The organism is Paenibacillus glufosinatiresistens (assembly GCF_031470375.1).
Classification (GTDB): domain Bacteria; phylum Bacillota; class Bacilli; order Paenibacillales; family Paenibacillaceae; genus Paenibacillus_AQ; species Paenibacillus_AQ glufosinatiresistens.
This window is the reverse complement of the sequence record NZ_JAVFHT010000009.1, coordinates 104,667-128,911: the sequence shown is the minus strand read 5'-3', so window position 1 is coordinate 128,911 and position 24,245 is coordinate 104,667. Positions and strand designations below refer to the sequence as shown.

Annotated in this window: 20 protein-coding genes and 1 pseudogene; 1 reads left to right on the top strand and 20 read right to left on the bottom strand. The window is 58.8% G+C overall.

Going from position 1 to position 24,245, the window contains the following annotated elements:
* Nucleotides 1–2: 2 nt before the first annotated feature.
* The 9 genes from RBI05_RS11920 to RBI05_RS11880 are packed head-to-tail and all read right to left on the bottom strand — an operon-like array spanning nucleotide 3 to nucleotide 10,896.
* The gene (locus tag RBI05_RS11920; protein ID WP_150459550.1) at nucleotides 3–1,550 is read right to left on the bottom strand and encodes a lipopolysaccharide biosynthesis protein; all 1,548 of its coding nucleotides are present in this window, start codon (nucleotides 1,548–1,550) and stop codon (nucleotides 3–5) included.
* A 26-nt stretch (nucleotides 1,551–1,576) separates the two neighbouring features.
* The gene (locus tag RBI05_RS11915; RefSeq protein WP_310551274.1) at nucleotides 1,577–2,632 is read right to left on the bottom strand and encodes a glucosamine inositolphosphorylceramide transferase family protein; all 1,056 of its coding nucleotides are present in this window, start codon (nucleotides 2,630–2,632) and stop codon (nucleotides 1,577–1,579) included.
* A gap of 13 nt (nucleotides 2,633–2,645) precedes the next feature.
* A complete protein-coding gene (locus RBI05_RS11910; protein WP_310551273.1) occupies nucleotides 2,646–3,833 on the bottom strand; it encodes a glycoside hydrolase family 88 protein in 1,188 nt (395 codons plus the stop codon).
* Nucleotides 3,834–3,857: 24 nt separating this feature from the next.
* Nucleotides 3,858–5,066, bottom strand: coding sequence for a glycosyltransferase (locus RBI05_RS11905; RefSeq protein WP_150459553.1), 1,209 nt, complete (start codon nucleotides 5,064–5,066; stop codon nucleotides 3,858–3,860).
* Between the two features lie 6 nt (nucleotides 5,067–5,072).
* Entirely contained in the window at nucleotides 5,073–6,287 is a 1,215-nt protein-coding gene (locus RBI05_RS11900; protein ID WP_310551272.1) for a glycosyltransferase, read from the bottom strand.
* Nucleotides 6,288–6,294: 7 nt separating this feature from the next.
* The gene (locus RBI05_RS11895) at nucleotides 6,295–7,452 is read right to left on the bottom strand and encodes a polysaccharide pyruvyl transferase family protein (RefSeq protein ID WP_310551271.1); all 1,158 of its coding nucleotides are present in this window, start codon (nucleotides 7,450–7,452) and stop codon (nucleotides 6,295–6,297) included.
* Between the two features lie 17 nt (nucleotides 7,453–7,469).
* On the bottom strand, nucleotides 7,470–8,501 hold the full coding sequence (locus RBI05_RS11890; RefSeq protein WP_310551270.1) for a glycosyltransferase: 1,032 nt from the start codon (nucleotides 8,499–8,501) through the stop codon (nucleotides 7,470–7,472).
* Nucleotides 8,498–9,679, bottom strand: a complete 1,182-nt coding sequence (locus RBI05_RS11885) for a glycosyltransferase (protein WP_408638328.1) — start codon at nucleotides 9,677–9,679, stop codon at nucleotides 8,498–8,500. The genes RBI05_RS11890 and RBI05_RS11885 overlap by 4 nt, the downstream gene beginning before the upstream one ends.
* A 29-nt stretch (nucleotides 9,680–9,708) precedes the next feature.
* Nucleotides 9,709–10,896, bottom strand: coding sequence for a nucleotidyltransferase domain-containing protein (locus tag RBI05_RS11880; RefSeq protein WP_310551268.1), 1,188 nt, complete (start codon nucleotides 10,894–10,896; stop codon nucleotides 9,709–9,711).
* 160 nt (nucleotides 10,897–11,056) lie between these two features.
* On the opposite strand from RBI05_RS11880, the gene RBI05_RS11875 reads away from it, so the two are divergent.
* Complete coding sequence (locus RBI05_RS11875) at nucleotides 11,057–11,713, top strand: acetyltransferase (RefSeq protein WP_150459558.1); 657 nt, start codon at nucleotides 11,057–11,059, stop codon at nucleotides 11,711–11,713.
* Here RBI05_RS11875 and RBI05_RS11870 read toward each other — a convergent pair.
* From RBI05_RS11870 to RBI05_RS11820, 11 genes and pseudogenes are all read right to left on the bottom strand, one after another.
* Entirely contained in the window at nucleotides 11,710–12,888 is a 1,179-nt protein-coding gene (locus tag RBI05_RS11870) for a DegT/DnrJ/EryC1/StrS family aminotransferase (RefSeq protein ID WP_310551267.1), read from the bottom strand. The genes RBI05_RS11875 and RBI05_RS11870 overlap by 4 nt on opposite strands.
* Nucleotides 12,885–13,526, bottom strand: coding sequence for a sugar transferase (locus RBI05_RS11865; RefSeq protein ID WP_223879951.1), 642 nt, complete (start codon nucleotides 13,524–13,526; stop codon nucleotides 12,885–12,887). The genes RBI05_RS11870 and RBI05_RS11865 overlap by 4 nt, the downstream gene beginning before the upstream one ends.
* 402 nt (nucleotides 13,527–13,928) lie before the next feature.
* Nucleotides 13,929–14,240 (bottom strand): annotated as a pseudogene (locus RBI05_RS11860) (glycosyltransferase family 32 protein); the annotation flags it as partial.
* A 25-nt stretch (nucleotides 14,241–14,265) separates the two neighbouring features.
* Nucleotides 14,266–15,330, bottom strand: a complete 1,065-nt coding sequence (locus RBI05_RS11855) for an EpsG family protein (RefSeq protein WP_150459561.1) — start codon at nucleotides 15,328–15,330, stop codon at nucleotides 14,266–14,268.
* Nucleotides 15,327–16,271, bottom strand: a complete 945-nt coding sequence (locus RBI05_RS11850) for a glycosyltransferase family 2 protein (RefSeq protein ID WP_150459562.1) — start codon at nucleotides 16,269–16,271, stop codon at nucleotides 15,327–15,329. Before RBI05_RS11850 ends, RBI05_RS11855 begins: the two co-directional genes overlap by 4 nt.
* Nucleotides 16,272–16,275: 4 nt before the next feature.
* A complete protein-coding gene (locus tag RBI05_RS11845; protein WP_150459563.1) occupies nucleotides 16,276–17,400 on the bottom strand; it encodes a glycosyltransferase family 1 protein in 1,125 nt (374 codons plus the stop codon).
* 18 nt (nucleotides 17,401–17,418) lie between these two features.
* Nucleotides 17,419–18,591, bottom strand: a complete 1,173-nt coding sequence (locus tag RBI05_RS11840; protein WP_310551266.1) for a glycosyltransferase family 4 protein — start codon at nucleotides 18,589–18,591, stop codon at nucleotides 17,419–17,421.
* 26 nt (nucleotides 18,592–18,617) lie between these two features.
* Nucleotides 18,618–20,459: a polysaccharide biosynthesis protein gene (locus RBI05_RS11835; RefSeq protein ID WP_150459565.1), complete on the bottom strand. Its 1,842-nt coding sequence runs from the start codon at nucleotides 20,457–20,459 to the stop codon at nucleotides 18,618–18,620.
* Nucleotides 20,460–20,476: 17 nt separating this feature from the next.
* Entirely contained in the window at nucleotides 20,477–21,139 is a 663-nt protein-coding gene (locus tag RBI05_RS11830; protein ID WP_310551265.1) for a CpsD/CapB family tyrosine-protein kinase, read from the bottom strand.
* Nucleotides 21,129–21,875, bottom strand: a complete 747-nt coding sequence (locus RBI05_RS11825) for a YveK family protein (protein ID WP_310551264.1) — start codon at nucleotides 21,873–21,875, stop codon at nucleotides 21,129–21,131. The genes RBI05_RS11830 and RBI05_RS11825 overlap by 11 nt, the downstream gene beginning before the upstream one ends.
* Nucleotides 21,876–22,030: 155 nt before the next feature.
* Complete coding sequence (locus tag RBI05_RS11820) at nucleotides 22,031–24,169, bottom strand: right-handed parallel beta-helix repeat-containing protein (protein ID WP_310551263.1); 2,139 nt, start codon at nucleotides 24,167–24,169, stop codon at nucleotides 22,031–22,033.
* Nucleotides 24,170–24,245 lie beyond the last annotated feature (76 nt).

Sequence of the window (24,245 nt, the reverse complement as noted above, 5' to 3'; positions counted from 1 at the left end):
AGCTACGCCTCCCTGTTAGGTAACGGTCTCCATCTTCCGCCTATCCGGTTCCACATTCCTCTGGCGATCTGAACCAGGTAAGCGAATTCCTCTGTCTTGCAGAAGCACAAGCCATAGATCAAATTGACCATGACAAACGACAACGCGCCCTTTAGCGCAACGCCGGCAAATCCGCCGACCGGCAGCCACTGCGTTCCGAACCAGGCGGCTGCCAGCGCGGCCCCGCCGATGCCCAGGTAGGCCAGATAGCTGCGGAAATACCGGATAACCGGCAGATGGAACACTCTGGTATACACCAGATAAGGCGTCGTCCAGAACGGCATGGCCAGCGCGCCGATCAGCGACCCGGTGAAGACGCCCGCAATCCCGATCCGCTGCACCAGGACAATCGAGATGGTCAGCCCGACTGCCGCCTGTCCGAGCGGAACGAACCGATCTTCGTGAAAGATGCCCGCCGTGGTCTTGACCGTGCTGACGGAGTTGCGCATGCCGCGTTCCATGAACAGCAGCAGCAGCAGGCCCAGCACATAGGTCGGCAGGAGATAGCGGTCGCCGATCCAGGCGCTGATAAAGGGGCCGACAACCACGAAGAGAACGATCGACAGCAGCGAGTAGAGCCAGAAATTGACCATCCACATGACCCGGTAGATGCGGTATACCTTCTCCCTGGATTCGCTGGATACCAAATTGCCGACGCTGTGATACAGGTTCTGAAAGACCTGGTTGATCAGGGTGCGGGCAATATCGATCAGCATCTTGTAATTCGAGTATAACCCGACCGCCGCTATGCTGACAAAAGTAGAGATGATAATGCTCTCTGTCTCCAGGACAAGAAAGCCTCCGATATTCTGCAAAATGATCGCCTTGACGTTGCGGATGATCCCCCCCTTGGTCTCGGGGTCCAGAGGGCCGTCGGCCTTCTCTTTGAGATAGGGGTATTTCCGGTTCGCAATCCGGTTCAGCACCGCGGAAGTGACAATGGTCATGAAGCTGTCCACGATCAGGAACAGAATATAGTTGGAGGTGAAATACAGAATACCGATCTTGAGGCCGGTAGAGAGAATGGAATTGACCGAGAACGCCGCGGTGACAATGTAATTCTTCTGGTTCACGCTCAGGTAGGCGTTCTTGTAGGAGAAGAAGTAAGGGGCAACGGTATTCAGCAGAAAGATCAGATAGATGGCATGCAGATGCTCCACGCCGGAGTCTTTGACGATGGTACCCAGAAACGGCAGGATCGACAAACCGAGAAGCGTAACGACCAGCGCAATCACCATATAGGCGTTGCGGTAGAGCCGCATCAGCCGCTTGATTTTGTCCCGGTCATTGTCCGCTACGGGCTTGTACAGGCTGTACATGATGCTGGCTCCGATTCCGGCTTCCGACAGCGTCAGCATAGTCAGAATGTTCGTAAAGAGGCCGTTGACGCCCAGGTATTCAATCCCGAGGCTGTTGATGAAGACGGTTCTGGAGATAAAGCTCAAGAGCGTAATCACCAACTGGTTGCCAATCCCCGTTATGATATTGATCATCGAATTTCTGACTCTCATCTTGATTCCCGCCTCATTTCAAATCATCACTTGCCGGCACGGCTTCCTCCCATCCCGCCGGAACGGGGGCGTATGGCGCGGCGTCTTGACGGACGTCCGCCCCATCTGACATAGAGACGAAGCCGGAGTCGGCGGATACGCCACTTCAGATACGGCGTCACCCTGATGGAGTGTCCGTCGGCAGCGATCAGCCACTCCCCGGAATCCAGCTGCTGCTGGTCCAGATGATGCATGCCGGCCCGGTTCCACGGCGCTGCTCCGCCTTCCAGTACAAGTTCGCCCGCTTCTTCCCGGTAACTCTGCTCCGTCAGCTCGGTAATCCGGAACCGGTACGCCGAATGCCCGTAATACGGCTCTCCGTGCTGGGCATACCGGTAGATCCGGCCTTCATGAACCAGAACTCTCCCTGCCGGCCGGGCGTTGTTCATGGTGTCCCGGAGAATGGGACTCTGGGGGTGTTCCTTCCACTCTCCGTCCAGAGCATCCGCCAAGAACAGATGCGTTCCCTGATGCGACCCGCTGAACATCCACCAGCGCCCTCCGTACTGAAAGAGGGAAGAATCCACGTAATCGCCTTCCAGCAGCACCTTCTCCACTTCCCAATCATAGGGGAAATTCCGGGCTCTGTATAAAAGCACCCGATGGTCGGCGACGGACTCCGGGATCATGTAATACGCGGACCCGCTTTTGAAGACCTGCGGATAAGAAAGATGGAACGGCTCGGCGAGCGCGATCCGGTCATACGTCCAGTCCTCTCCGTCCCGGCTTCGGGCAACGCCGATCTCTCCCTTCTCCGTAACGACATTGTAGACTTCGAAGAAGAGATAAGTCAGGTTGTCATCCACCAGTAAAAAAGGGTCGGCCACCGTCTCTGCATAAACGTCGGTTACATCCTCCGGACGCAGAGACGGGTCTCTGCGGATGGAAAGGCGGGCGGATGAGGCCAGCGGCGCGTCCGCCCGGTGTACTTGAATGGACCATCTGTACGTCTCGATCGGCTTGCCGATCCGTCTCATTTGAAAGAAGACTGCGAGCAGGCACACCGCGTCAAACGGGAGAGTCCATAAAACATAGGAGAGCATAATGTCCTTCTTTCTACGATGAAGTCCGCCGGGCCAGCCGGGCCGAGAGGCGAATGCTGAAGCCCTGGGTGAACGGGAGGCGTTCGAACAGAACGGAATAGACGCCAATATCTTTGGTATCCCCTTGTGAAAAATCGACCACCCCGCTGCGCCGGGTCATCTTCATGAGATACCCTGCGGCCGCTTCAGCCGCGGCCCTGCATTCGGCAGCGATGCTATCGATCGCCGACGCTTCCAGCAGGAACCAGCCGAGCACGGCCGTGGCCGACGAATCGGCTCTTGCTTCCGGCCGGGTGGCGCTCCAGTTCCACTGTCCTCCGCTTCCCTGAAGCTTGAGAACAGCCGGAACCACATGCAGAATCGCCTGCTGCAGCCGCTCCTTGCCCGGATGATCCCCGGGGAGCTCCTTCCAGGCATCCATCAGGCCGATGGCATACCAGGCGATCCCTCGCCCCCAGCCCTGGAGCCCGAGCAGATGCCCTTCCTTGACCGAATAGGCGTGGAAGGGAACGGGACTGTCCGCGAGCATGCCGCGGCGTTCAAACTCTGTAATCTGGCGGACGGCCAGCTCCAGACATTCCGGCCTGCCGTACAGCAGGCCGTAACGGACCAGGAACGGGCAGATGAAGCCGATGGTATCCACATAGCGATAGTCCGGCATGCCATTGCGGTATTTGACGGTCCCGTCTTCTCCCAGATGATTCTGAATCATTTCCCAGACCCCATCCATCGCCTGCCGGTACTTACCGGCATCAAAGGACGGAGCCTTCATCAGCGCATAAGCCAGAATGGCCCCGTCCACAAGCTTCGGCGCTTCCCTCCAGCCTCCATCCGGGCGGAAGTATGCCGCCAATCGGGTTTCGACGGCCAGGGCGTCCTCGGCCGACGGAACGTTCTCCATCTGCTCGATCAATCCCAGAAGCAGCGCCGCTTCCTGCCAGTGCTGAATCGAGGCTTTGGAATAACGGCCCCGCAGCATATCAAGCGCAATGAGACGGGTCTGGTCCGTTACCGGTATGGAAGGGGTGCGCCGCAGCCATTGTCTGCCAACGGCCACAATCTGTCGGTTCCAGATCCCGCGGTCCGGATAACGGCCAATATGAATGCGGGAGAGCCACTTGAGGGCAAGGGGAATGCCATCCACAGCCAGAACTGCAAGAAGGCACAGCAGCAAAACAGCGAGCACAATCTGAACAGCCATGAAGAAGCTCTTCCTTTCTCCGGGTTAAGCCGTATGGGCTTCAATTAATTGCATCAGCTTCTGAATCTCCGACTCGGTCCCGAGCTCTTCCGAGCCGAGATGTTCACGGAAGCGGCGGGCCCGCTCCGGGTATTCCAGCAATTCGACGATGCCTTCGGCCAGCGCCGCGGCATTCATCGCTACGATACGGCCGTTCACGCCGTCCCGAATCTGATCGGCCGCCGTCGGAAAGTCGGTGACGACAATCGGCTTGCCCAGAATTTTGGCCTCGTCGATCGCGATCGACTTGCCTTCGAACCGCGAGGGCTGTACATAGATATCCGCCTCGCGCATATAGGGATACGGATTGGCGCGAAGCCCGAGCAGGATGAAGTGCTTCTGAAGCCCGCTGCCGGCAATCTCGGCCTCCAGCGCGGCCCGCTCTTCGCCTTCCCCGGCAACGTACCAGCACAGTCCGGGATAGCGCTCTATCAGCAGACGGCATGCCGCAAGCGCGTAGTCGAGCCCTTTTTGCCGGGTCAGCCTTCCGATCGTCAGCAGCTTGATCTCCCGCTGTCCCGTGCCGCCCCAATCGGCCGCTTCCTCCGACAAGGTTCGGATCAGGGCAGGCGATACCACGTTGTGAATCACCCGTACCTTCCCGCTCAGCTTCGGGAACCGCTCCCGAAGGATGTCTCCGCATTTGTCCGAGACGGTAACCAGCGCATCCAGTCGCTCGAAATACGGCTCGTCGAATGCCGGATCGCCGCCCAGATGATCATAGTCGTTGTGAATGAACCCGATCTTGCGCGCCGCCTTGGTCTTCTCGATGACATAGTAGAGCGGGGCGTTCTCCATGAATCCGATGGCCGCATCGTACTCTCCCGGCAGCTTCTCCAGCGCCTGTCCCGCATACGTCCAGAGACGCTGCTCCCGGACTCCGGGATTGCCCTCCCGGCGGAACAGCCGTCCCGCCTGTACACGGGCCAGCGCAAGACCGGGCCGGCCTTGACTCACACAGCGCCGCAGAGCGCTTCGGATTGGCATATCGAACAGCTGGTAATTCCTCGGTTCCTTCAAAAGCCGCACATAGGGCGGAATCTGATCCATGAAGATGCCCTGGTGCCGAAGCAGCAGAAGGTCGACCTCGTACTTGGATTCATCCAGCACCTGCAGGAGAGAAATCAGCGATTTCTCCGCACCGCCGCAGACCAGGCTGTTCAGCACGAACAGCAGCTTTGTTTTTCGGGGCATTTCCTGTCACCTCGATGCCAGCAGATTATAGAACTTGTAGATTTCGTTCTCGGTCCCCAGGTCTTGCCCGGCCAGGTTCGCCGAGAGGCGTTCGCGCAGGGCAGGATCGTCGATCAGCCGGGCGATGCCGGCGGCAACCGCTTCCGGGTTCATGCCGACAATAAGACCGTCCGTCTCGTTCGCAATCTGATCGACGGCGGTGCTGAAATCGGTCACGACAATCGGCTTGTTCAAGATTTTGGCCTCGTCAATCGCAATGGACTTGCCCTCAAACCGCGAAGTCTGCACATAGATATCCGCAGCCTGAATGTACGGATAGGGATTGGAGCGCAGTCCGAGCAGCCGAAAGCGGTCCTGCAGCCCGCAGGCCTCGATCTGCGCGGTCAGCGCGTTCCGCTCCTCGCCCTCGCCGATAACGTCCCAGTGAATCTCGTAGCCCCGGTCCCGCAGCAGCCGGCACGCCTCAATGGCAAGCTCGAACGCTTTCTGCGGATGCAGACGTCCGATGGAGAGGAGACGCACCGCTTCCCCCTTCCTGCCTTGGAACCCGGTGACGTCCGCGTCCGGCAGCGGCTGGCCGGCCAGCCGCCGGATCGCCCGGGGAGAGACAATATTATAAAGGATATGAATCCGGCCGCTCTTCTCGGGAAAACGCTGCTCCAGCTTGCTCGCGCACTCCTCGGACACGGTCACCAGATGCTGAAGGCGTTCGAAATACGGCCGGTCCAGCTCCGGGTCCATTCCGAGCTCGTCATAGTCGTTGTGAATCCAGCCGACTTTAACCCGGGCCTTCACCTTCTCCACACAGTAATAAATCGAAGTCTTCTCCAGAAACCCGACGGCAGCGTCGTAGGAGCCGGCCAGTTCCGGAAAAGCGGGAGCCAGATGCCGCCAGGCCCGCTGCTCTTTAACCGAATCATTGCCCGCTGCCCGGTTCGCCAGGCTGAAGAGAATCCGGCGAAGAGCGAGGCCGAAGCGCCCTCTGGCTGCAAGACCGGCAACCGCCCGTGGCAGGTGCCGCATATAGCGTTCCAGAGACTTCGGCCGGGGCAGCACCCGCACCTCGGGAGGGATGAATTCCATGAACAGGCCTCGGGGATTGATCAGGAACAGATCGACGTCATAGACGCCGTAATCAATCTGGCTGAGCAAGTTGATCAGACTGCGTTCTCCGCCTCCGGAAGTCAGACTGGGGATGACAAAAAGAAGTTTGGTCTTCATAGCCGCCTCATGCCAGTTCCCTTAAATAGTCCGCCGCCTTATAAGAAAGCTCCTGAATGCGCGGAATGGCCAGCATGAGCGTCTTGCGGATTTCGCCTTCTTCCTGCATCATCTCGCTGAATTTGGAGATCAGCACATCCCCGTCCGAAATCTGGTCAATGCCGAGAACGAGCTTCTCTTCCCCGAACAGATCCTTGGCAATTCCCTTGGACTTGACGCTGTAGCCCAGAACAAGCGTCGGCACAAAGTTCGAATAGGCGGCGATGGTGGCGTGGGTCCGGGCGCCTACAAAAAACCGCATCCGGGCGATATAGCCCTTGTACTGCACTGCGGTAAGATTGCCCGGGAGCAGAAGGACCCGGCCGGTATCCCGGTATTGCTCATGGAAGCTCTTCAGCAGCTCGTAGTCGTTGTTGCCTTCCACCATGACATGGGGCGTAAGCGCAATCGTCATGTCCGTCTTGTCCAGGATATGGCGGATCAGCGCATGAACCGCCTCACCCGACCGCCGGTTGCGGCCGCTGACCAGCGGGCTGAAGTTGAGCCCTACGGTGTTCCCCTCCTGCCATCCTTCGGGAAGCGGAAGCTCCTCCTTGGTCATGGTGAACGCCGGGTCCGCGCACAGCCGGACATTGTTCAGTCCTTGGCCCCGCAGCATATCGTAGGTCAGCGTCTCCCGGGCCAAGATCAGGTCGAACTGCCGCAGGTCCTCCAGCTTCCGTTCGGACATATCCTCCTCGCCGATGGAACAGCCCCACAGCACAAGCTTCTTGCCTTGACGCTTGATCCGGCGGTCCACTTCATACCAGCCCGGCTGTTCCCCGTAGCAGTAATTGTCGCCGCCGATCGAGAGGCACACGTCCGTATCGGGAATGCGGCGGATCAGGTTGCGCTCGATGCGTCCCAGTCCGTAGGATTCGTCCTTGAACAGCTTGAACAGGACCGAAGAGACGAGCCAATCGAACGAAGGCTTCGTCAGCGGCCGCTTGGAGCCGTCATAGATGCCGTCCAGCGCGGGAATTCCCGCATCGCTCTCCGGCTTCTCGGAGGCCAGGTAAATCTTGGCTCCGCTGATTCTCTCTTTGATCAGGCCGGCGGAGGATCTTACAATCGCCTCGCAGCCCCGGTTCTCGCTGCCATTATGAGCGAACATCATAATCTTCACTTGGTTGTTTCCCCCTTCTAACGGTTTCGGATGCGGCTGTAAGCGGTTAGCAGATACAGGCGTCCCAGTCTTCTTCGGCTCATGGCGTCGATAACGGCCCGCTGATAGGTGCCAAGCGACGGATATTCTTCCTTGTAGTAATCGGGAAAAGCCGTGCGCAGCCCGGGATGATTCAGCATCTTTCTCAAGTAGGCCATCCGGCGGCGGAGGCTCATGTCCCGGGCCGGCTCCATATACATGTGAACCAGGGACGCCGCCGTCCGGATGAACCGGACCGAGCGGAGCCGGCGGATATCCGTTCCGCCCACCCGGGCCTCGAAGCCTTCCGGCAGAGGCGCCTCGAACCGCTCCAACGCCTTGCGGAAATAGTCCTTGCCCGCGATATTCCGGGTGGCGCTTCCCGGATTGTCCAAATAATGATAGCCGGTATAATCGAGATAGAAGGCGCGTTCGGCTTTCAGAAGAAACCGTACATTGAATATTCCGTCCTCGCCCAAATCCACTCCTTGCGGAAACCGGAGTGAATGCTTCTCAATCATTGACCGGAGAAACAGCTTATTGCATACGGAATTGCAGTCTTCATCGCTTATGTAATAGGGCAGAATCTCCCGGTCCAGCTCTTCCCGGAGAAGCACCCGGCCGGAAGGAAACGGATACCGGGTGATCTGCTTGTGGACCCCCGTCTCGCTCTCGTAGTTGCAGATCACGACATCGCAGGACTCGGCGGCAGCCGTCCGGTACAGCTGCTCGAACATATCCGCTTCCACGGTATCGTCCGCATCCACAAATCCGACATAGGAGCCGGAGCACGCCTGAATTCCGGCATTGCGCGCTTCGCTGACCCCGCGGTTCTCCTGATGGATAACCCGGACCCGAGGGTCCCTTGATTGATAAGCGTCCAGGATGCTTCCGCTCCCGTCGGAGGAACCGTCATTGACGAAGATAAACTCGCATTCCCCAAGCGTCTGCCCAAGCAGCGATTCCACACACGCGCTCAGCCGGGAGGCCGCATTGTAGACGGGAACAACTACACTCACGGCAGGGCTCATCGCGCCTCCACCTCCAGATTCAAGAAGCCGTACAGCGCCTCCAATTGGCCGCTGCCGCTGTGATCTCCCAGCCCGCCGTTCTCCGCCAGACGGTTCCGCAGCAGCGCATCCCGGTAAAGCCGCTCAATCCCTTCCGCGACGCCTTCCGGGGACAGCTCCACAATAAGACCGTCTTCTTCGTTCCGGATTTGGCTGGCCGCTGTCGGATAGCGGGTAATCAGTACCGGCTTGCCGAGAATCTGCGCTTCTGTAATCGCAACGGCCTTGCCTTCATAGCGGGACGGCTGAACATATAGATCGCAGGCTGCCATATACGGATAAGGATTCACCTGCTTGCCGAGCAGAAAGAAGGAATCGGCAAGGCCGTGCTGTTCCACCAGCCCGCGGATGGCGGGCTCTTCCCCTCCGTACCCGACGACATACCACCGGATGTCGTCATATCCCCGGCTGCGCAGCAGCCGGAGGGCCTCGACCGCAAGATCAATGCCCTTGGCGGAGGAGAGCCTGCCCACCGTAACCAGCTTGAAGCCGGCGTCCTCCCGGACCGGGTTCGGCACCGGTTCCGCTGCCAGCTTCCGGATCGAGTCCGGAGAGCAGAGATTCTCCATTACCCCAACCCGGGAGGCAAGTTCGGGATAGCGGACCAGAAAAGCGTCCCGGCACGCCTCCGATACGGCGACAATCCGGTCAAACCGGCTCCACCGCTCATAATCGAGGACGCGGTCGGTGAAGATGGTGGAGTAATCCGTATGAATCCAGGCCAATTTAAGGTCGGCCTCCACCTTCTCGGCTACAAAATCATGCGGCCATAAATAGCTGACCGCAACATCATACCGCTTGTCCAAGGACGGCAGATAGGGAAGCGTATGCTTCCACATCAGCTGCATCTGATAATAGCCCGGTTCCGCGATCCCGGTTCTGCGCCGTACATATTCGCCGCGGAATCTGGCCAGCAGCCTTCCTCCGGCAATACGGAAACGGCCGCTGCGGAGGATGTCCTTGACGGAGTGCCGGAAGGTGGCGTACGCCGGATCTTCCTTCAGCAGATTCACCCGATCAGGAATCAAATCCATTAATTCCCCCTGGTGGCGATAGAGCATCAGATCGACATCGAACCGTTCATAGTCCAGGTGCTCCAGCAGAGCAGCCAGACTTCGCTCGACGCCGCCAATCTCCATATCGTAGGATGCGATCAGCATCTTCTTCTTCACCGGCCCCGCCCTCCTGTCTTGCGCCACAGCCAGAGCACAGGCCGCAGGGGAATATAGAGGACGTGCAGCCGCTTGGGCAGCGGCAGCGTATCGGCATCTTCCGGATACGGAAACAGCAGACTCAGCGTAAAGAACGTCTTCCGTCCCGGCGCGAGCAGCCGGAACTGGTGGCGTTTATGATACCGCTCCACCTCTTCGGGGAGCGGCTTGTTGTGAAGGTTGATTCGCCGCTCCACGTAATACATAGCCTCCATCGCCAGCTTCTGCGACCGGGGACGATCCCTGAGCTTGCGCAGCTCAGGCGCCATTTCGCTCGAGAGCAGCCGGTCGGCCAGCGCAAGCGCCTGTCCGCCGATGGAGACGACATTATATTTCTTCAGCGTTCGGGTCAGGCGGTCCGGGTCGGGATTCTGCCCGAGAAGCTTATGGATATCGAGCAGCCAGCGCACGCGGGACCAGCCGTGACGAGCGCCGTGCGTGGCCAGGAAGAAGAACAGATCTTCCCTGCCCAGATAATAGAGGGGGTCCGCAGAGAGCGTGCTGACTCGCTTCCGTTCCCACAGTTCATCGAACCGGGGGTCCAGGGCAGGCGTCGGATTCAATCTCCAGTGAACCTCCACCTTGAGACCCGTGGCGGAATGGACGTAGGCATAATGGTGATGCCGCCACTTCCAGTCATTCAGCACGCTTCGGATGTATTCGTCCTTGATATAGCCCGACGAAGCCAGCAGCGCTTCGGCCTGATCCAGCATCTCCACCGGCACCAGCACATCCAGGTCGCTGGATGTCCGAAGCGAGACCTCTCCATAAAGGTCCTGAGCCAGCACGGGCCCCTTGAGAAAGAGGCAGCGAATGCCGTGATCCGACAGAAGCCGGCCCAGCTTCGACATTTCTGCGGTAAAATACAGCATTTGCAGCGTATTGCGGGAGTACAATTCGTAGCAGCGGCGCAGAACCTCTTCGGGAACGCGTTCCTTGTATCCGTTCTTAAGGATCGGGTACAGGTTCGGGAACACCCGGTGATGCATTGCCAATTCGATGAACTGATCCCAGTCCACCTGTTCCCAGACGGAATCATATGCTTCGGACAGACTGCCGGTCTCGCCGTCTCTGGAGAGCAGAGCCAGCAGCAGTCTCATTTCAACAGGAAGTTCTTCAATTCGCTGTGCCCATGAATATGCCATAGTCGACTCCTCGATTCAGCAATAACGAACAAAATGAAAAAATCGTTCTATAAAACGAACGCAAATAAAGCGTACCATCCTTGATGCCAAGGTGTCAATTCCCATATTGCCGGCAGCGGCTGCGAGTATGCTATAGTGGATTCTGGAAGGAGAGGGAGACATGCGGGAACTGGTGATTATCGGAGCGGGCGGACATGCCAAGGTTCTGATCGACGCTGCCGAGCAAGAGGGAAAATACCGGATACGGGGGCTTATTGATTCGCATAAGCCGCCCGGCTTCACCGTGCACGGCTATCCGGTTCTGGGAGACGAGGACTGGCTGGTCCGCAGCGCACCAGCCGGCTGCGAAGGGCTTATTGCCGTCGGAGACAACTGGACGCGCGGGCTTATTGCCGAACGGATCCGTCGGAGGCTTCCCGGACTCCGTTATGCGCGGGTCGTTCATCCCCGCGCAAGCCTTGCCCGGGGGGCCGCCGTCGGCGAAGGCACCGTCGTTCTGTCGGGCGCCGTCCTGGGAAGCGATGCCGTCGTCGGGCGTCACGGCATTCTCTACTCGGGCTCCATTCTGGAGCATGAGAGCCGGACCGGCGACTGCGTCTCGCTGGCTCCCGGGGCCGTGGCCGCCGGCAATGTGGCCATCGGCGATTACACGGCGCTCGGCGTAGGCGCGAATGTCATTCATTCCATACAGATCGGCATGCACTGCGTGATCGGCGCCGGGTCGACCGTAGTCGCCGACATCGGCGACTACACCGTCGCTTACGGAACCCCGGCCCGGCCCATCCGGACCCGGAACGCCGGGGAGCGGTATCTCTAGACGGAACGCAGCGACGGAAGCGACCCGGCGCTCTCATTCAGCGTGCGCCGGACGACCTCGATGACGCGTTCCTGCTCGCTCTGGGACATGCTGGAGCCGGAAGGCAGGCACAGTCCGGATTCGAACAGCTCTTCGGACACGCAGACGCCGTCGGAGTGAGGATAGAATTTCACGCCCGCGAACACGGGCTGCAGGTGCAGCGGCTTCCAGAGCGGACGGGCTTCGATATTCTCCTCCGCCAGCCGGTTCAGCACGCCATGCACCTTCGCGGCTGCGCCTTCCCCCTGAAAGGTCAGGGTCGTCAGCCAGCGGTTCGACCGGGTTCCCGCGAGCTCGGGCATGAAGCGGAGCCCTTCTTCGCCGCCCAGCGCTTCCTGATACCGGCCGAACACGGCTCTTCGGGCATCGACGCGGCTGTCCAGCACTTCCAGCTGGGCCCGGCCAACGCCGGCCAGAAGGTTGCTCATCCGGTAATTGTGCCCGATGACGCTGTGCTGGTAGTGCGGCGCGGCGTCTCTGGCCTGGGTGGCCAGGAAGCGGGCTCGGTTCAAGGCTTCCAGATCATCGGAGACCAGCATTCCCCCGCCCGAAGTGGTAATGATCTTGTTGCCGTTGAAAGAGAAGATTCCGAAACGTCCGAACGTTCCGCTCGGCCGCCCTTCGTAGGTCGTGCCCAGCGATTCGGCGGCGTCTTCGACAATCGGGACGCCGTACCGGCCGCAAATTTCCGTAAGCTCATTCATCTTGGCGCTCTGTCCGTACAGGTTCACTACGATTACCGCCTTCGGCAGCCGCTGCTCCGCCTTCGCTTCAGCGAAAGCGCGTTCCAGCGCCGCAGGCGACATGTTCCAGGATTCCGGCTCCGAGTCGATGAAGACCGGCGCCGCTCCCTGATACACAATCGGATTGGCGCTGGCAATGAAGGTCATGGACGAGCAGAAGACGACATCTCCGCTGCCCACGCCCAGCAGCTGGAGCGCGACATGAATCGCAGCCGTTCCCGAGCTCAGCGCCGCGGCTCCCCGGGTGCCAACATAATCGGCTACTTCCCGCTCGAAGGCATCGACATTCGGCCCGAGCGGCGCAATCCAGTTCGTCTCAAAAGCTTCCTGAATATAATGCTGCTCCCTTCCGCTCATGTGCGGGGGAGACAACAGGATGCGCGAATGCGTCATTGAAATCCCTGCTCTCTATGTTCATCTTGTAAGACTGTTCCCCGGAATACCGGCATCGTGACATGATTGCCGTTCTGAATGCCCTCCGACCGGAAGACTTTTCCCGCCGTCATGAACAGAATGCGCAGATCCAGCTTGAAGCTTCGATGGTCCACATACCAGACATCCAGATCGAATTTCTCTTCCCAGGACAGCGCGTTCCGTCCGTTCACCTGCGACCAGCCCGTAATGCCCGGCTTCACCTGATGGCGTCTGGCCTGCTGCTCATTATAAAGGGGCAGGTACTCCATCAGCAAGGGTCTGGGACCGACCAGACTCAGTTCGCCCCGGGCGACATTCCACAGCTGCGGAAGCTCGTCGAGGCTGTATTTGCGCAGCAGCCGCCCGAACCGGGTCAGCCGCAGCTCGTCGGAGAGCAGCCGGCCCTCGCCGTCTCTCGCATCGGTCATGGTGCGGAACTTGTAGATATGGAACGGCTTGCCGTGCAGGCCGGGCCGCTGCTGCCGGAACACGACCGGCGAGCCCAGCTTGATCCGCACCAGAATCGCCGTGGCGGCGATGACCGGAGACAGGACCAGCAGGAGCGTGCAGGACACGAGCAGGTCCAGAAGTCTTTTGGGCGTGAGCAAATCCCGCATTCTGGCGATGTTGTCCGGGCCGACGATCCGGCTGATTCTCCGCTTGAGCTTGCTTCTTAGCCGGACATGCAGCGGCAGCCAGGATTGGGCAAAGTGGTGGATGGTATAGCTCTCCTCCGATAAATAGTTGCCGCCGTTGATATAATCGTAAGGACTGAAATATGTGCGGGGATAGAAGGTCACCCCGTTGGCTATGGTCTGCAGCCGGCCGTTCAGCTCAAGGCCCTCCCGCCGGCAGATGTCGCTGATTACGGCCGTATTCGTCGTGGTGTCCGGCGAGCCGTCCGGTTTCAGGAAGGGTCTGCCCTCATAATAGTCCAGCAGCTCCCGAATCCAGGGATGCCCTGCCACCGCCCCCATCGTACCGGATTGCAGGAAGTGGTCATCCTCGAAGCCCGAGAAGGCTCCCAGGGTCAGAAACCGGTCCAGCGAGCGGACGACCTCCACATCCGTATCCATATAGATGCCGCCTTCGGTGTAGAGCGCGTGCAGACGGACGTAGTCGCTGACAAAGGCGTATTTGCGCGCCTGGTACGCTTCTCTGACATAGCGGTTGCTCTCCACGTCAAAATGGTTCTCGTTCCATTCCTTAATGGTATAATCCGGCAGATGCTTGCGCCAGCTGCGGATGCACCGCTCCACCAGAGCCGGCTTCTCGCCGCGGCCGAACCAGCAGTAATGGATAATCTTCGGTATGGCTGCCTGGGTCTCCATGCTTCATTCTCCTTTCGTGTCCGGTTCAGGGCAAATAATCGCTGCTGTAAATAAGGCCAAGGGAAATCACGTTCTCGTAGAAAAAATAAAGGACGTACACGGCGAGCAAGGCCAGATAGACCAGCTTCTGATCCTTCTCCCGAAAAGCCTTGACCACCCACGAGCACAGCAGAATCTGATAAAGGTTGAAGTAAATCGCCACCCGGGCAAAAATCCAGTTCTGCGTGGAAACGATCATCAGAACCATGCCGATCAGGGACAGATTCACCAGAATGTCAATCTTGGGATAGAGCTGCTTCAGCCGGCGTCTCCCCGCAAAGGCAATCACCAGCGGGATGGCGTAAAAGAAGACCCGGAGCACGTTGGCGCCGCCCTCGGTGAAGTCCTGGTAGGTCGCATATTTCGTATCCCGGATGGCCGAGAACAGCAGCTCCGAGAATTGGTTGAAGCCGATCACAATCGCCACCGCCACACCCAGCAGGGCAAACGTCGAGCCCTTCCAGGCTTCCCGCCGGACAATGAAATAGATGGGAATAAGGATAAGCGCGCTCTGATGAATCAGGGCGGCGAGCAGAACAACGAGCATGTACTTCGCCCAGTTCCCTTTCATAATATAAGGGGTGGCCGCAAACACAATCGCCGCCGCCAAATATTGGCGGATACCGTTCATCGAGACGACAAAACCGCCGGAGGTAATAAACGCATATACGCTGAGCTCGAACAGCCGGGAATACCGGTAGAACGTCCAGATAATCAGGGTATGGGTAATCAGGGCTGTGGTAAAGATCAGGATCTGCGGATCGTCGCTGATCTGCTGGAGCAGCATCTGAAGGACACTGAAGCCCATGTCGCTGTGGTGCAGCGCATACGTCCAGGTGAAATCGGTGATCTCATAGCTGTGAACATAAAAGACCGTGTCCCCGATGTTGTTCCTCAGCCCGGCAACTGCTATGAAGCTCACCGCCGTCAGGGCGACGAGCATACGGTTTGGACGCACCGGAAGGGAGCCGGCCAATGCCGGGACGGCATAATAGCGGGCCAGCAATGCGCACAGAAACGCAAAGCCGAGCTGAAGCCAGAGAATGGTCATTGAACCCCGCTCCCCTGGCTACCTGCGGTTCCTGATTGTTTCGTCACCGAAGCCGGCGCCGATCGGGAAGTCCGCTGAATATAGAAGTAGAGCAGACTGCCCAGCGGAGCCGCCAGAAGCGTAAGCGCCTTGTTCGGCGATTCGCTCAGAAAGCGGCGGTTGCGGATCATCAGGCTGCTGGAGACATAGTGAATGGCTTCGCGGAACCTTTTGCGCAATGTGGGCGAATACCGCATGGCCGTCTTGCGATAAAAGGCAAACCCGCGCGGATTGGCGCGGTACTGGCTGAACATATTCAGACTCGATCCGTCCGTCCGGTATTCGACATGGCACAGCACCCGGTTCAGCAGCAGCAGCGGATACTGCTGGTCGATAAGAAGATACTTATAAGCCAGCGGCACATATCGCTCCCCGGGGAACAACGGATACGGCGGAGCGGATTGGATCAGCCGGGTCCGGTAGACCAGCTTCTTATCGCCCAAGACCCCATGCTTGTCATACAGATGGCTCAAGGGAGCCGCCTTCATTCCTTCCGGCAGTCGGGTACCGATAACCTCCCCCGCGGGAGAGGCGTCCAGGCCGACAATTCCGGCAACATTCTCTCCTCCATGTTCCCGCCAGAAGTCCAGGATGGTCTTCACGGCTTCATCCGCCATATAATCATCAGAATCAATGCATACGTTCAGCTCGGTATCCATCAGTTCGTATGCGGTATTATGGGCTCCGTGCATCCCCTGATTGTCCTGGTAGTGATAGCGGATATCCACCTGTCCCTCCGCGATCCAGCTCTCCACCAGCTCGCGGGTCCGGTCTGTTGAACCGTCATCGACAATCAGCCAGACAAAATCGCGGCAGGTCTGGCGCTTCAGGCTCTCGTAGCACATAGGCAGGGTGGACGCCCGGTTATAAGCCGGAGTAAAAACGGTCAATGTCGGAACCATATGCTCACCTCGCCTCTCCGGACAGCGCCGAGGCCCGGGTATAAAAGCCTGCCAGCCATTCGGACATGGTCTTCGTGTCATAGCCTTGGCCGCGCAGCAGCTCTGCCGTATCGGCATGCTCACAGGTCTGCGACAGAACGGTGCGGGCCCAGTATTCCGCGGGATGCTTCAGACTCAGGAATTCAATTCTTCCCGACAGATCGCACTCGGCTGTAATCGCATCGGAGACCACGCAGCGCAGTCCGGCCGCCTGGGCTTCAACCAGAACGACCGGCAGGCCCTCAAAGAGCGACGGGAACAGAAAGACGTCCATGCCCTGCATCAGTCTGGAGATGTCCTTGCGAACGCCGAGGAACCGGACATGCTCCGATAATCCGAGACGTTCGACCTTGGCCCGGATGGAGGGCTCCAGCTGCCCCGTTCCTGCCAGAACGAGCAGCGCTTCGGGATTCAGGCTATGGATCTGCTGAAAAATATCAATTAAAAAGTCGTGATTCTTCTGCTTGTCAAAACGCCCCACATGTCCAATCACAAGGCGTCCTTCGGCCTTCCATTCCTGACGGACCTCGCTTCGCTTCCCTTCGCTGTAGGCAAAGTCGGACAGATCCACCGCGTTGTTCATGACGACCAGCTTGGACTGAATGTCGGAATTGGCGCCGAACAGCCATCTTCCCGCATTCCGGGAGCAGGCAAAATAAGCATTCGGCTTTCCCTTCATGACCATTCTCCCATAAAGGCGAAACGGCAGCTTGATGTCCAGCTTCTGGTCGCTGATATGGCTGTGGGCAATCCGGCAGGATATCCCCGCTCTTCGGGCGGCGCGGAGCACAAAGCCGCTGTTCTCGTTGATGTGGGAATGCACAACCCGGTAAGAAGGATGCTCCTTGAAGAACTGATCCAGCTGCCGGAAATAGCTGCGGTAATGGCCGGGCCGGATCGGAGGCATCCGGTAAATGACGCCGCCGAGGGCTTCGATCTCATCATCGTAATGTCCCCGCTCCGCGCGGTGTACCATGAAGTCAAATTGAATGCGCGTCCGGTCCATCCGGCGGTAATAGTTCATAAGCATCGTCTCCAGACCGCCCCGGTTCATCACCGTAACGACTTGCAGAATCCGAAGGACTTCCATGTGCTGCACCTCACATCTTTAGTAATCAGATAAGGACTCTCCGGCGGCCCGGACGGATTCCGCTTCCGCCGTGTCCGTCATGTAGGTCTTGTATATTCCGCTCAGTTCGGTAACGACCCGTTCCAGCCCGAAGTCGGCTACCTTGGCCCGGCTTCGCGCTCCCATCTCTCTTCTCCGTTCCGCTGACCGGCCCAGCTCCAGCAGCCGGCCCGCCAGCGGCCCCGGGTCTTCCGCGGGAACGAGATAGCCGTTGACACCATCCTCCACCAGTTCGAGATGTCCCCGGTTGCGCGTTGCCACAATCGGCAGGCCGCAGGCCATCGCTTCCATGATATTGACCGGCAGCCCTTCCCGGAGGCTGCCGGACACGGCAAGATCGCACAGGGGCAGAAGCCGGTCCAGATCGGTGCGGTATCCCAGGAAATGCACCCGGTCGCCCACGCCGAGCGAATCGGCCAGCGTCCGGCATTCTTCCAGAAGCCCTCCGCGTCCCGCGAGCAGCAGCCTGGCTTCCGGCAGCTCCCCGGAGACGCTGGCCAGCGCCCGGATCAGCAGTTGCTGGTTCTTATTGCGGTTGAACTCGGCCGCATAGAAGATCAGCAGATCGTCCTCGGGATAGGGAAGCTCCCTTCTCAACCGGCGCTTCGTCTCTTCGTCCACCGGCGCGAACCGGGTACAGTCGATGCCGACGCCGTGGACATGCTCGAGCCGCCGGGGCCGGAACCTCGCTTCCGCCAGCCGGTAATCCTCCTGATTAATGGTAATCAGGCAGTCCGTCCGGCCGGCGAGCATTTTCTCGATCGGATAGTATAGCATCCAGTTCAGGAGCGGGGCTCCCTGGCAAAAGTGAAAGCCGTGCGCGGTGTACAGCACCTTCGTCCCCCGCTTTCTCGACTTCGCGGCTGCGAGCCGCGCCAGCGCCCCGCCCATCGGCGTATGGGCGTGAATAATCTGGTACTGCTCCCGGTCCATCAGTTCCTTCAGGCGCCGGTAGGCTTCCAGATTCCCTCGGCCCAGCGGCGAGCGCTCGAAGGGGATGTTGAATTTACGGTCGGTAAACGGGAGGTCCATATCGCCGTTAGCCGCGACATGGACCTCCCAGTTCTGCTGTTTGAACCACTCCATCACAGGAAGATGAAACGAACTGAAGTGAAAGTCGACGGTTGCGCACAGCAGGATTTTGTTGGCCATTCTCCGTTCTTCCTCTCTTCCCGGGCCTAACCGGCGCTGACCGTGGCCAGCGGAATCGAACCCAACTCAAGCCGGTCGTTGGCGATATCAAGCAGCAGCTTGCGAAGCTCCTCTATCGTCAGGTCCTCATAGACGCTGAGCAGGTGATGGATGCCGTTGAAATCGACCTCTGTCGATTTGCCGATATAAATCTTCGGATAAATCTGCGCCTCATGGACCTCGGTCTCATTCAGCAGCTCCTCGTAGAGCTTCTCGCCGGGCCGCATTCCCGTGAACTCGATTCCGATCTCTTCCAGCGAATAGCCCGACATCCGGATCAGATTCTTCGCGAGATCCAGAATTTTGACCGGGTCGCCCATATCCAGAACGAAGATCTCGCCGCCTCGGGCAAGCGCCCCGGCCTGGATGACCAGCCGGGAGGCTTCAGGGATCGTCATGAAATACCGGACCATATCGGGATGCGTGACCGTAACCGGTCCGCCGTTCTCGATCTGTCTGCGGAACAGAGGAATGACGCTGCCGCGGCTGCCGAGCACATTCCCGAAGCGTACCGCCACGAATTTGGTCTGGCTGAACCGGTCCATATTCTGAATAATCATCTCGGCGATGCGCTTGGTGGAGCCCATTACGCTCGTCGGGTTGACCGCCTTGTCGGTCGATACCATAACAAAGGTGCCGACTCCGGCCAGATCGGCCGCCTTGGCTGCATGCAGCGTGCCGAGAATATTGTTCTTGACCGCCTCTTCGGGATTGCGCTGCATCAGCGGCACATGCTTGTGCGCCGCGGCGTGGTAGACGACATTCGGCTTGTGATAGTTCATCACGCCGATGATTTTGGCTTCGTCCTGGAGGTCGGCGATTTCCGTGTAGAACTGAATGCCCGAATCCCGGAACGCCGCCTTCAGTTCAATCTCGATCGAGTAGATGCTGTTCTCGCCGTGTCCCAGAAGAACGAGCTTCCGGGGGCGGAAGGCCGAGATCTGGCGGCACACTTCCGAACCGATGGAGCCGCCCGCTCCTGTGACCAGCACGACTTTGTCCGTAATGTAATCGGAGATGCTCTCCAGGTCGAGCGTTACCGGCTCGCGTCCGAGCAGGTCTTCGACCTGCACATCGCGGAACTGGCTGACGGCAATCTTTCCGATGGCAAGGTCTTCCAGGGAGGGGATCGTCTGCGTCTTGGCAGGCGTTTTGGCGCATTCGTCATAGATCTTCTTCAGCTTGTTCTTGCCCAGGGAAGGAATGGCGATTACCACATGCTCGATCCGCAGGCTCGTTACAATCGCTTCAATATCGGCGGTGCTCCCCAGAACCGGAAGCCCCATGATGTCCAGTCCGAGCAGATTGACGTTATCGTCGACAAAAGCGACCGGCTTCAGTTCCTGCGAACCGGAGAGCAGCTGGCGGACCACCATCGTGCCGGCGGAACCGGCTCCGACGATCAGCGTCCGCTTGACGTCTTCCCGCTCTCCGGGAACCGAAAGGACATTCGTGCGGAATACCCGCCAGCAGAACCGGGAACCGCCAATGAGCAGAATATGGAGCATCCAGGTTACCAGCAGCAGCCGGTACTGGAGATTGCCGGTAGCCGCAAGCTGAACCACTCCGGCGCAGACGATGGAGACCGAGACGACCTTGGCAATGAGCAGCATCTCCTGGATGCTGGCATATTCCCAGGCCTTCTTATAGAGATGGTAGACAAAGGCAAAGAGATGGTAGCTTGCGAACAGGGCAACCGAGCTAGCAATAACGGGAAAGGTGAACACGTTGAACGAGGCATTTACCAGAAAAGCGCCCAGAAAAATAGCCGAGACGACAATCAGAGAATCCAGCAGCATCAAGACCGACAAGCGGTGTTTATAGATCAATGCCATCCACTCCTTTCTTATTTGCTGCGGTTAAGTACAGCTCCGATCAGACGAGCCTTGCCAAGCTCCAAAACGCGCTTGGCCTCCTGCACCTTCTGTACGCCCGTTCGGCCTTCATGCAGCACGAGCACACAGCCGTCGCACCGGCCGGCCAGCATAACGGCGGCCGATGAATCGAGAACAGCGGGGGCGTCGATAATGACAACCGGGTAAGCTTCAGCGGCCCATTCCAGGAACTCCGCCAGATCGGGGTGATTCAGCAGATCTCCGGCTCCCGGCAGCGGCGAGCCTGCCGCCAGGACATCAATGCGCTCCAGTCCGGTCTCTTGAACCAGCTCATTCAGCTTGCCATTCCCGGTTAATCCGTCGGTAAGGCCCGGCCAGGATTTGGCGTCCAGCAGCGCAGCCAGCCCCGGCCGTCTGAAATGGGTATCGATCAGCAGCACTTTCCCTCCGCTGCCTGCGAAGCTGACGGCCAGATTGAGCGCAGACGTCGTCTTGCCTTCCCCCGGCAGCGGGGAGGATACGACGAAGCGGATGGAACCCGCTTCTCCCAGCGCCGTCCGGATGCGATTGCGGACCGTCCGGTACTGCTCCGCGAGCGCGGAGTCCGGGTTCGCCGCCGTGATCAGGTATTTACCGGCGTCCGCCTTGGTTGCCGACGATTCCTTACGCCCCAAAATGCTCACCTCTTATGTATTCGTGTTTGCGTTTGGTCTGGGCCATCCGGATATCCCGGCCCCGGAACCGCGAGACCCGTCCGAGCGGCCGAATACCGAGAGCTTCCAGCGCTCCCTCTCCGCGAACGGCGCCGTCCAGCGAGTCTCTCAGGAAGGCCAGCCCCAGCCCGATGACAAGTCCGGCCATAATGCCGAGATAAAGGGCGCGGTTGCTCGATGAGTTCACCGGCATCGGGTATTCCGCCGGCTTCGCCTCAGTCAGCACGTTCACGCCTGTAAAGCCAAGACGCTTGGCCGCTTCGTTCGTGAAGGCGCTGACTACGGCGTTGGCAATCCGCGGCGCCTGCACCGGATCGGCATCCAGTACGCTGACCACCGTAATAATCGAATTGTCCACACTTCTGACCGCAACCCGGCTGCGCAGGGAACCTGCCGATTCACGCAGTCCCAGCTCCTCGATAACATCGCCCAGGACCACCGGCTCGCGCATAAATACCCGGAGCGTTCCCAGCTTATCCGCCGAATCCGTCGACAGAACGAGACGGCTGGAGGCTTCATACATCGGAGTCTGAGGAGCCGAACTGATGAGACCGCCGAGCAGTCCCAATAGTACAGCCGGCAGCAGCACCAGCCACAGTCTCCGTTTGATGACATCGAACCAGCTCTTCAAGCTGATCTCCCGGCCCCCTGCCGCCTGCAGGGTGTCCCGGTCCTTTGTGCCCATATTCTCTTCCATGGTTCACCCGCCTCTAGTTGGACTTCAATTAAGAACATTATTCATCAATTTTAGTTCTTTATATAGAACGTGTCAACTCTGGATTCTCGGCTTGTCTGTTCTTCCAAAAGAACAAAAAAAGGACAGACCCGGGGGTCTGCCCTTCTATTTGCGGACTAGCGGAGCACATTTCCGCCGGCTATATCATTCGTCTTCAAGGCTTTGGTCAGTTTGACCAGCACATTGTTCTCTACCCTGTACGGCGGGGCGTTGACTCCCGCATACTGGGTCGAGATGCCGACCGCGGCCAGATTGCCGGTCAGCCTATTCCCACTGATAACGACATTGAACACATCGCAGGGCTCCGTGCGTTTGAAATAGTCGTTGATTTTGAACAGCTCCGTATTCTTGTTCACCAGCCCGGCCGCGTTCACCGCGTTGCCTTCCAGACGTACGCTCTTGGCGGATTGTACGCTTACAGCCGGGGAACTGCCCCGGACTTCGAAGGTCGAATCGGACACGCTCAGCGCTAAATCCTTGTTGTCCGCGTACAAATAGCCGCCGCTCAGAGAATTGGTGACAAAGGTCGTCCGCTCGAAGGTGTACGCACCGGGCAGCGCAGCCGACAGCGTTCCGAACGAGCCACCTTCCGCCGCTTCAAAACGGGAATCCACATATTTGCCGGGAGGAAGGGATAAGCCGTACACTCCGCTGTACCCCAGGACCTTCAGGTTCGTGAATACACTTCCGGCAGCGGCGCTGCCGCCGAAGCTTCTGAGCTTGGGTTCCCCGGTTATGGTCGCGTTGGTAACCTGGATCGGCTGGCCGTTCACGAACAGTCCTCCGTCCTTCTTATCCGTAATTCGGATATCGACATTCTTGACGCTGACGCCGAATGCGGTCTTGGCGCTGACGGACAACTGGCCGTTGACTACCTCCATTCCGTCGATGGCAATGTTCGGACCTTCAAAATAGGTGTACGAGTCATTCAGCCGGTTATCGGTGAAGACGGCATCGTGGTACGCGAGAATCCGGGTTCCGTCAAAATGGTTGCCCTGAACGGCTGCCGTCTGGAAAGGAGGGGCCACCGCAAGCCCGATGACGCCTTTGGAGGCGAAGTGATTGCCGCTGACCGTCGCCTGCCGGCCGTCGTAGAGAATGACATCATAGGAAGCGTTGTTGTAGAACTCATTGTTGTCGATCAGGATATTGGTATTGAGATAGCCGTTCTCCCCGTAACCGCCCTCAACGTCGATACCGGACTGGGGAGCCGTTCCTTTCATGTCATGGAATACCGAGTTCGTAATCCGGACGCGGTCGGCGCCGCCCACGGTCACGCCCTGGCGCCGGTTGTTCGCCGATTCGCTGTTCTGAATGACTACATTCTCGCTGACGACCCGGCTCCACAGCTCCAGATAGCCTTTGGGAGCGCTGGCCTGTGTGAACACCAGATGAACGGAGACGGCGCCGTCGGGAATGGCCACGGAGTCTCTGATCTTGGCTGTAACCTTCTTAAGCCATTTCCCTTCCTTATTATAAAAGTTGGCCTCGAACCATCCGGGCAGGTTGACCGTATTCGAGATTTCGAATTTCCGCTCCTGTTTCAGCATGTCGTTCGTAAGCGGGATCGGATCGCGGGTCCGGATCTTGGCCGCATTCTTGGCGGGGCGTCCCTGCGCATCCAGCCCGCCCGAGACGAAGCCGTCGGGATAGACATCTTTAATCAGCTGACCGACCCCTCCGACAATGATGCCGTCGCCCGTGAAGTTCACGGTCTTGACCCCGTCGATCACGACATTGCTGGCCCCTTCCAGGGCAATGCCGAACCCGCTCTCATGGGTCCCGGCCGTGTACGGATTGTCCTTCTTCGTGTAATCGTGCGTATCCCGGTCCCCCTTGTAGACGCCGCCCTGCAGCGTAACATTCTGAACACCGTATCCCAGGTACATCAGCTCATACCGCTCGCGGCCGTTCGTCTCTTTCTGCAGAACCGCATCGGCGGAAAGCTGGAAGGTCATATCGCTGACCATATTGATCCGGCTGTCCTTGTCGATCAAATAGGTGCCGGACGGCAGCGCAAGGCCTCGATATCCCTGGCGGTGGGCCCAGGCCAGCGCCTCGTTGATTCCTTTGGTCGTCTCGGGCGCATGGCTGCCGTTATTGTAAATGCTCCATTTAGCCAGATCGGCTGCATAAAGGCCTCCCGCCGGAATGCTGTCCGCCTTGGCAAGCGGACCCGAGATATCCGGATAGACCGTCTGGGCTGCCAGCAGAATGGCTGCGCTTACCATGAACTTGGATAACAACCCCTTCATTGCGATCCCCTCCTTTGTTCCTATTGTTCTCTAAAACGAATACCTTTCCCCCTTAGCATGGACGGACTGCGAAGGA

Coding starts and splice junctions, on each gene's coding strand:
- RBI05_RS11850 (WP_150459562.1), bottom strand. CDS start 16,271: ATGGTTCCGACATTGACCGTTTTTACTCCGGCTTATAACCGGGCGTCC.
- RBI05_RS11820 (WP_310551263.1), bottom strand. CDS start 24,169: ATGAAGGGGTTGTTATCCAAGTTCATGGTAAGCGCAGCCATTCTGCTG.
- RBI05_RS11910 (WP_310551273.1), bottom strand. CDS start 3,833: ATGGCTGTTCAGATTGTGCTCGCTGTTTTGCTGCTGTGCCTTCTTGCA.
- RBI05_RS11870 (WP_310551267.1), bottom strand. CDS start 12,888: ATGACGCATTCGCGCATCCTGTTGTCTCCCCCGCACATGAGCGGAAGG.
- RBI05_RS11845 (WP_150459563.1), bottom strand. CDS start 17,400: ATGGAAGTCCTTCGGATTCTGCAAGTCGTTACGGTGATGAACCGGGGC.
- RBI05_RS11890 (WP_310551270.1), bottom strand. CDS start 8,501: ATGAGCCCTGCCGTGAGTGTAGTTGTTCCCGTCTACAATGCGGCCTCC.
- RBI05_RS11885 (WP_408638328.1), bottom strand. CDS start 9,679: ATGGAGATTGGCGGCGTCGAGCGAAGTCTGGCTGCTCTGCTGGAGCAC.
- RBI05_RS11825 (WP_310551264.1), bottom strand. CDS start 21,875: ATGGAAGAGAATATGGGCACAAAGGACCGGGACACCCTGCAGGCGGCA.
- RBI05_RS11920 (WP_150459550.1), bottom strand. CDS start 1,550: ATGAGAGTCAGAAATTCGATGATCAATATCATAACGGGGATTGGCAAC.
- RBI05_RS11875 (WP_150459558.1), top strand. CDS start 11,057: ATGCGGGAACTGGTGATTATCGGAGCGGGCGGACATGCCAAGGTTCTG.
- RBI05_RS11880 (WP_310551268.1), bottom strand. CDS start 10,896: ATGGCATATTCATGGGCACAGCGAATTGAAGAACTTCCTGTTGAAATG.
- RBI05_RS11855 (WP_150459561.1), bottom strand. CDS start 15,330: ATGACCATTCTCTGGCTTCAGCTCGGCTTTGCGTTTCTGTGCGCATTG.
- RBI05_RS11840 (WP_310551266.1), bottom strand. CDS start 18,591: ATGGCCAACAAAATCCTGCTGTGCGCAACCGTCGACTTTCACTTCAGT.
- RBI05_RS11905 (WP_150459553.1), bottom strand. CDS start 5,066: ATGCCCCGAAAAACAAAGCTGCTGTTCGTGCTGAACAGCCTGGTCTGC.
- RBI05_RS11865 (WP_223879951.1), bottom strand. CDS start 13,526: ATGCGGGATTTGCTCACGCCCAAAAGACTTCTGGACCTGCTCGTGTCC.
- RBI05_RS11915 (WP_310551274.1), bottom strand. CDS start 2,632: ATGCTCTCCTATGTTTTATGGACTCTCCCGTTTGACGCGGTGTGCCTG.
- RBI05_RS11900 (WP_310551272.1), bottom strand. CDS start 6,287: ATGAAGACCAAACTTCTTTTTGTCATCCCCAGTCTGACTTCCGGAGGC.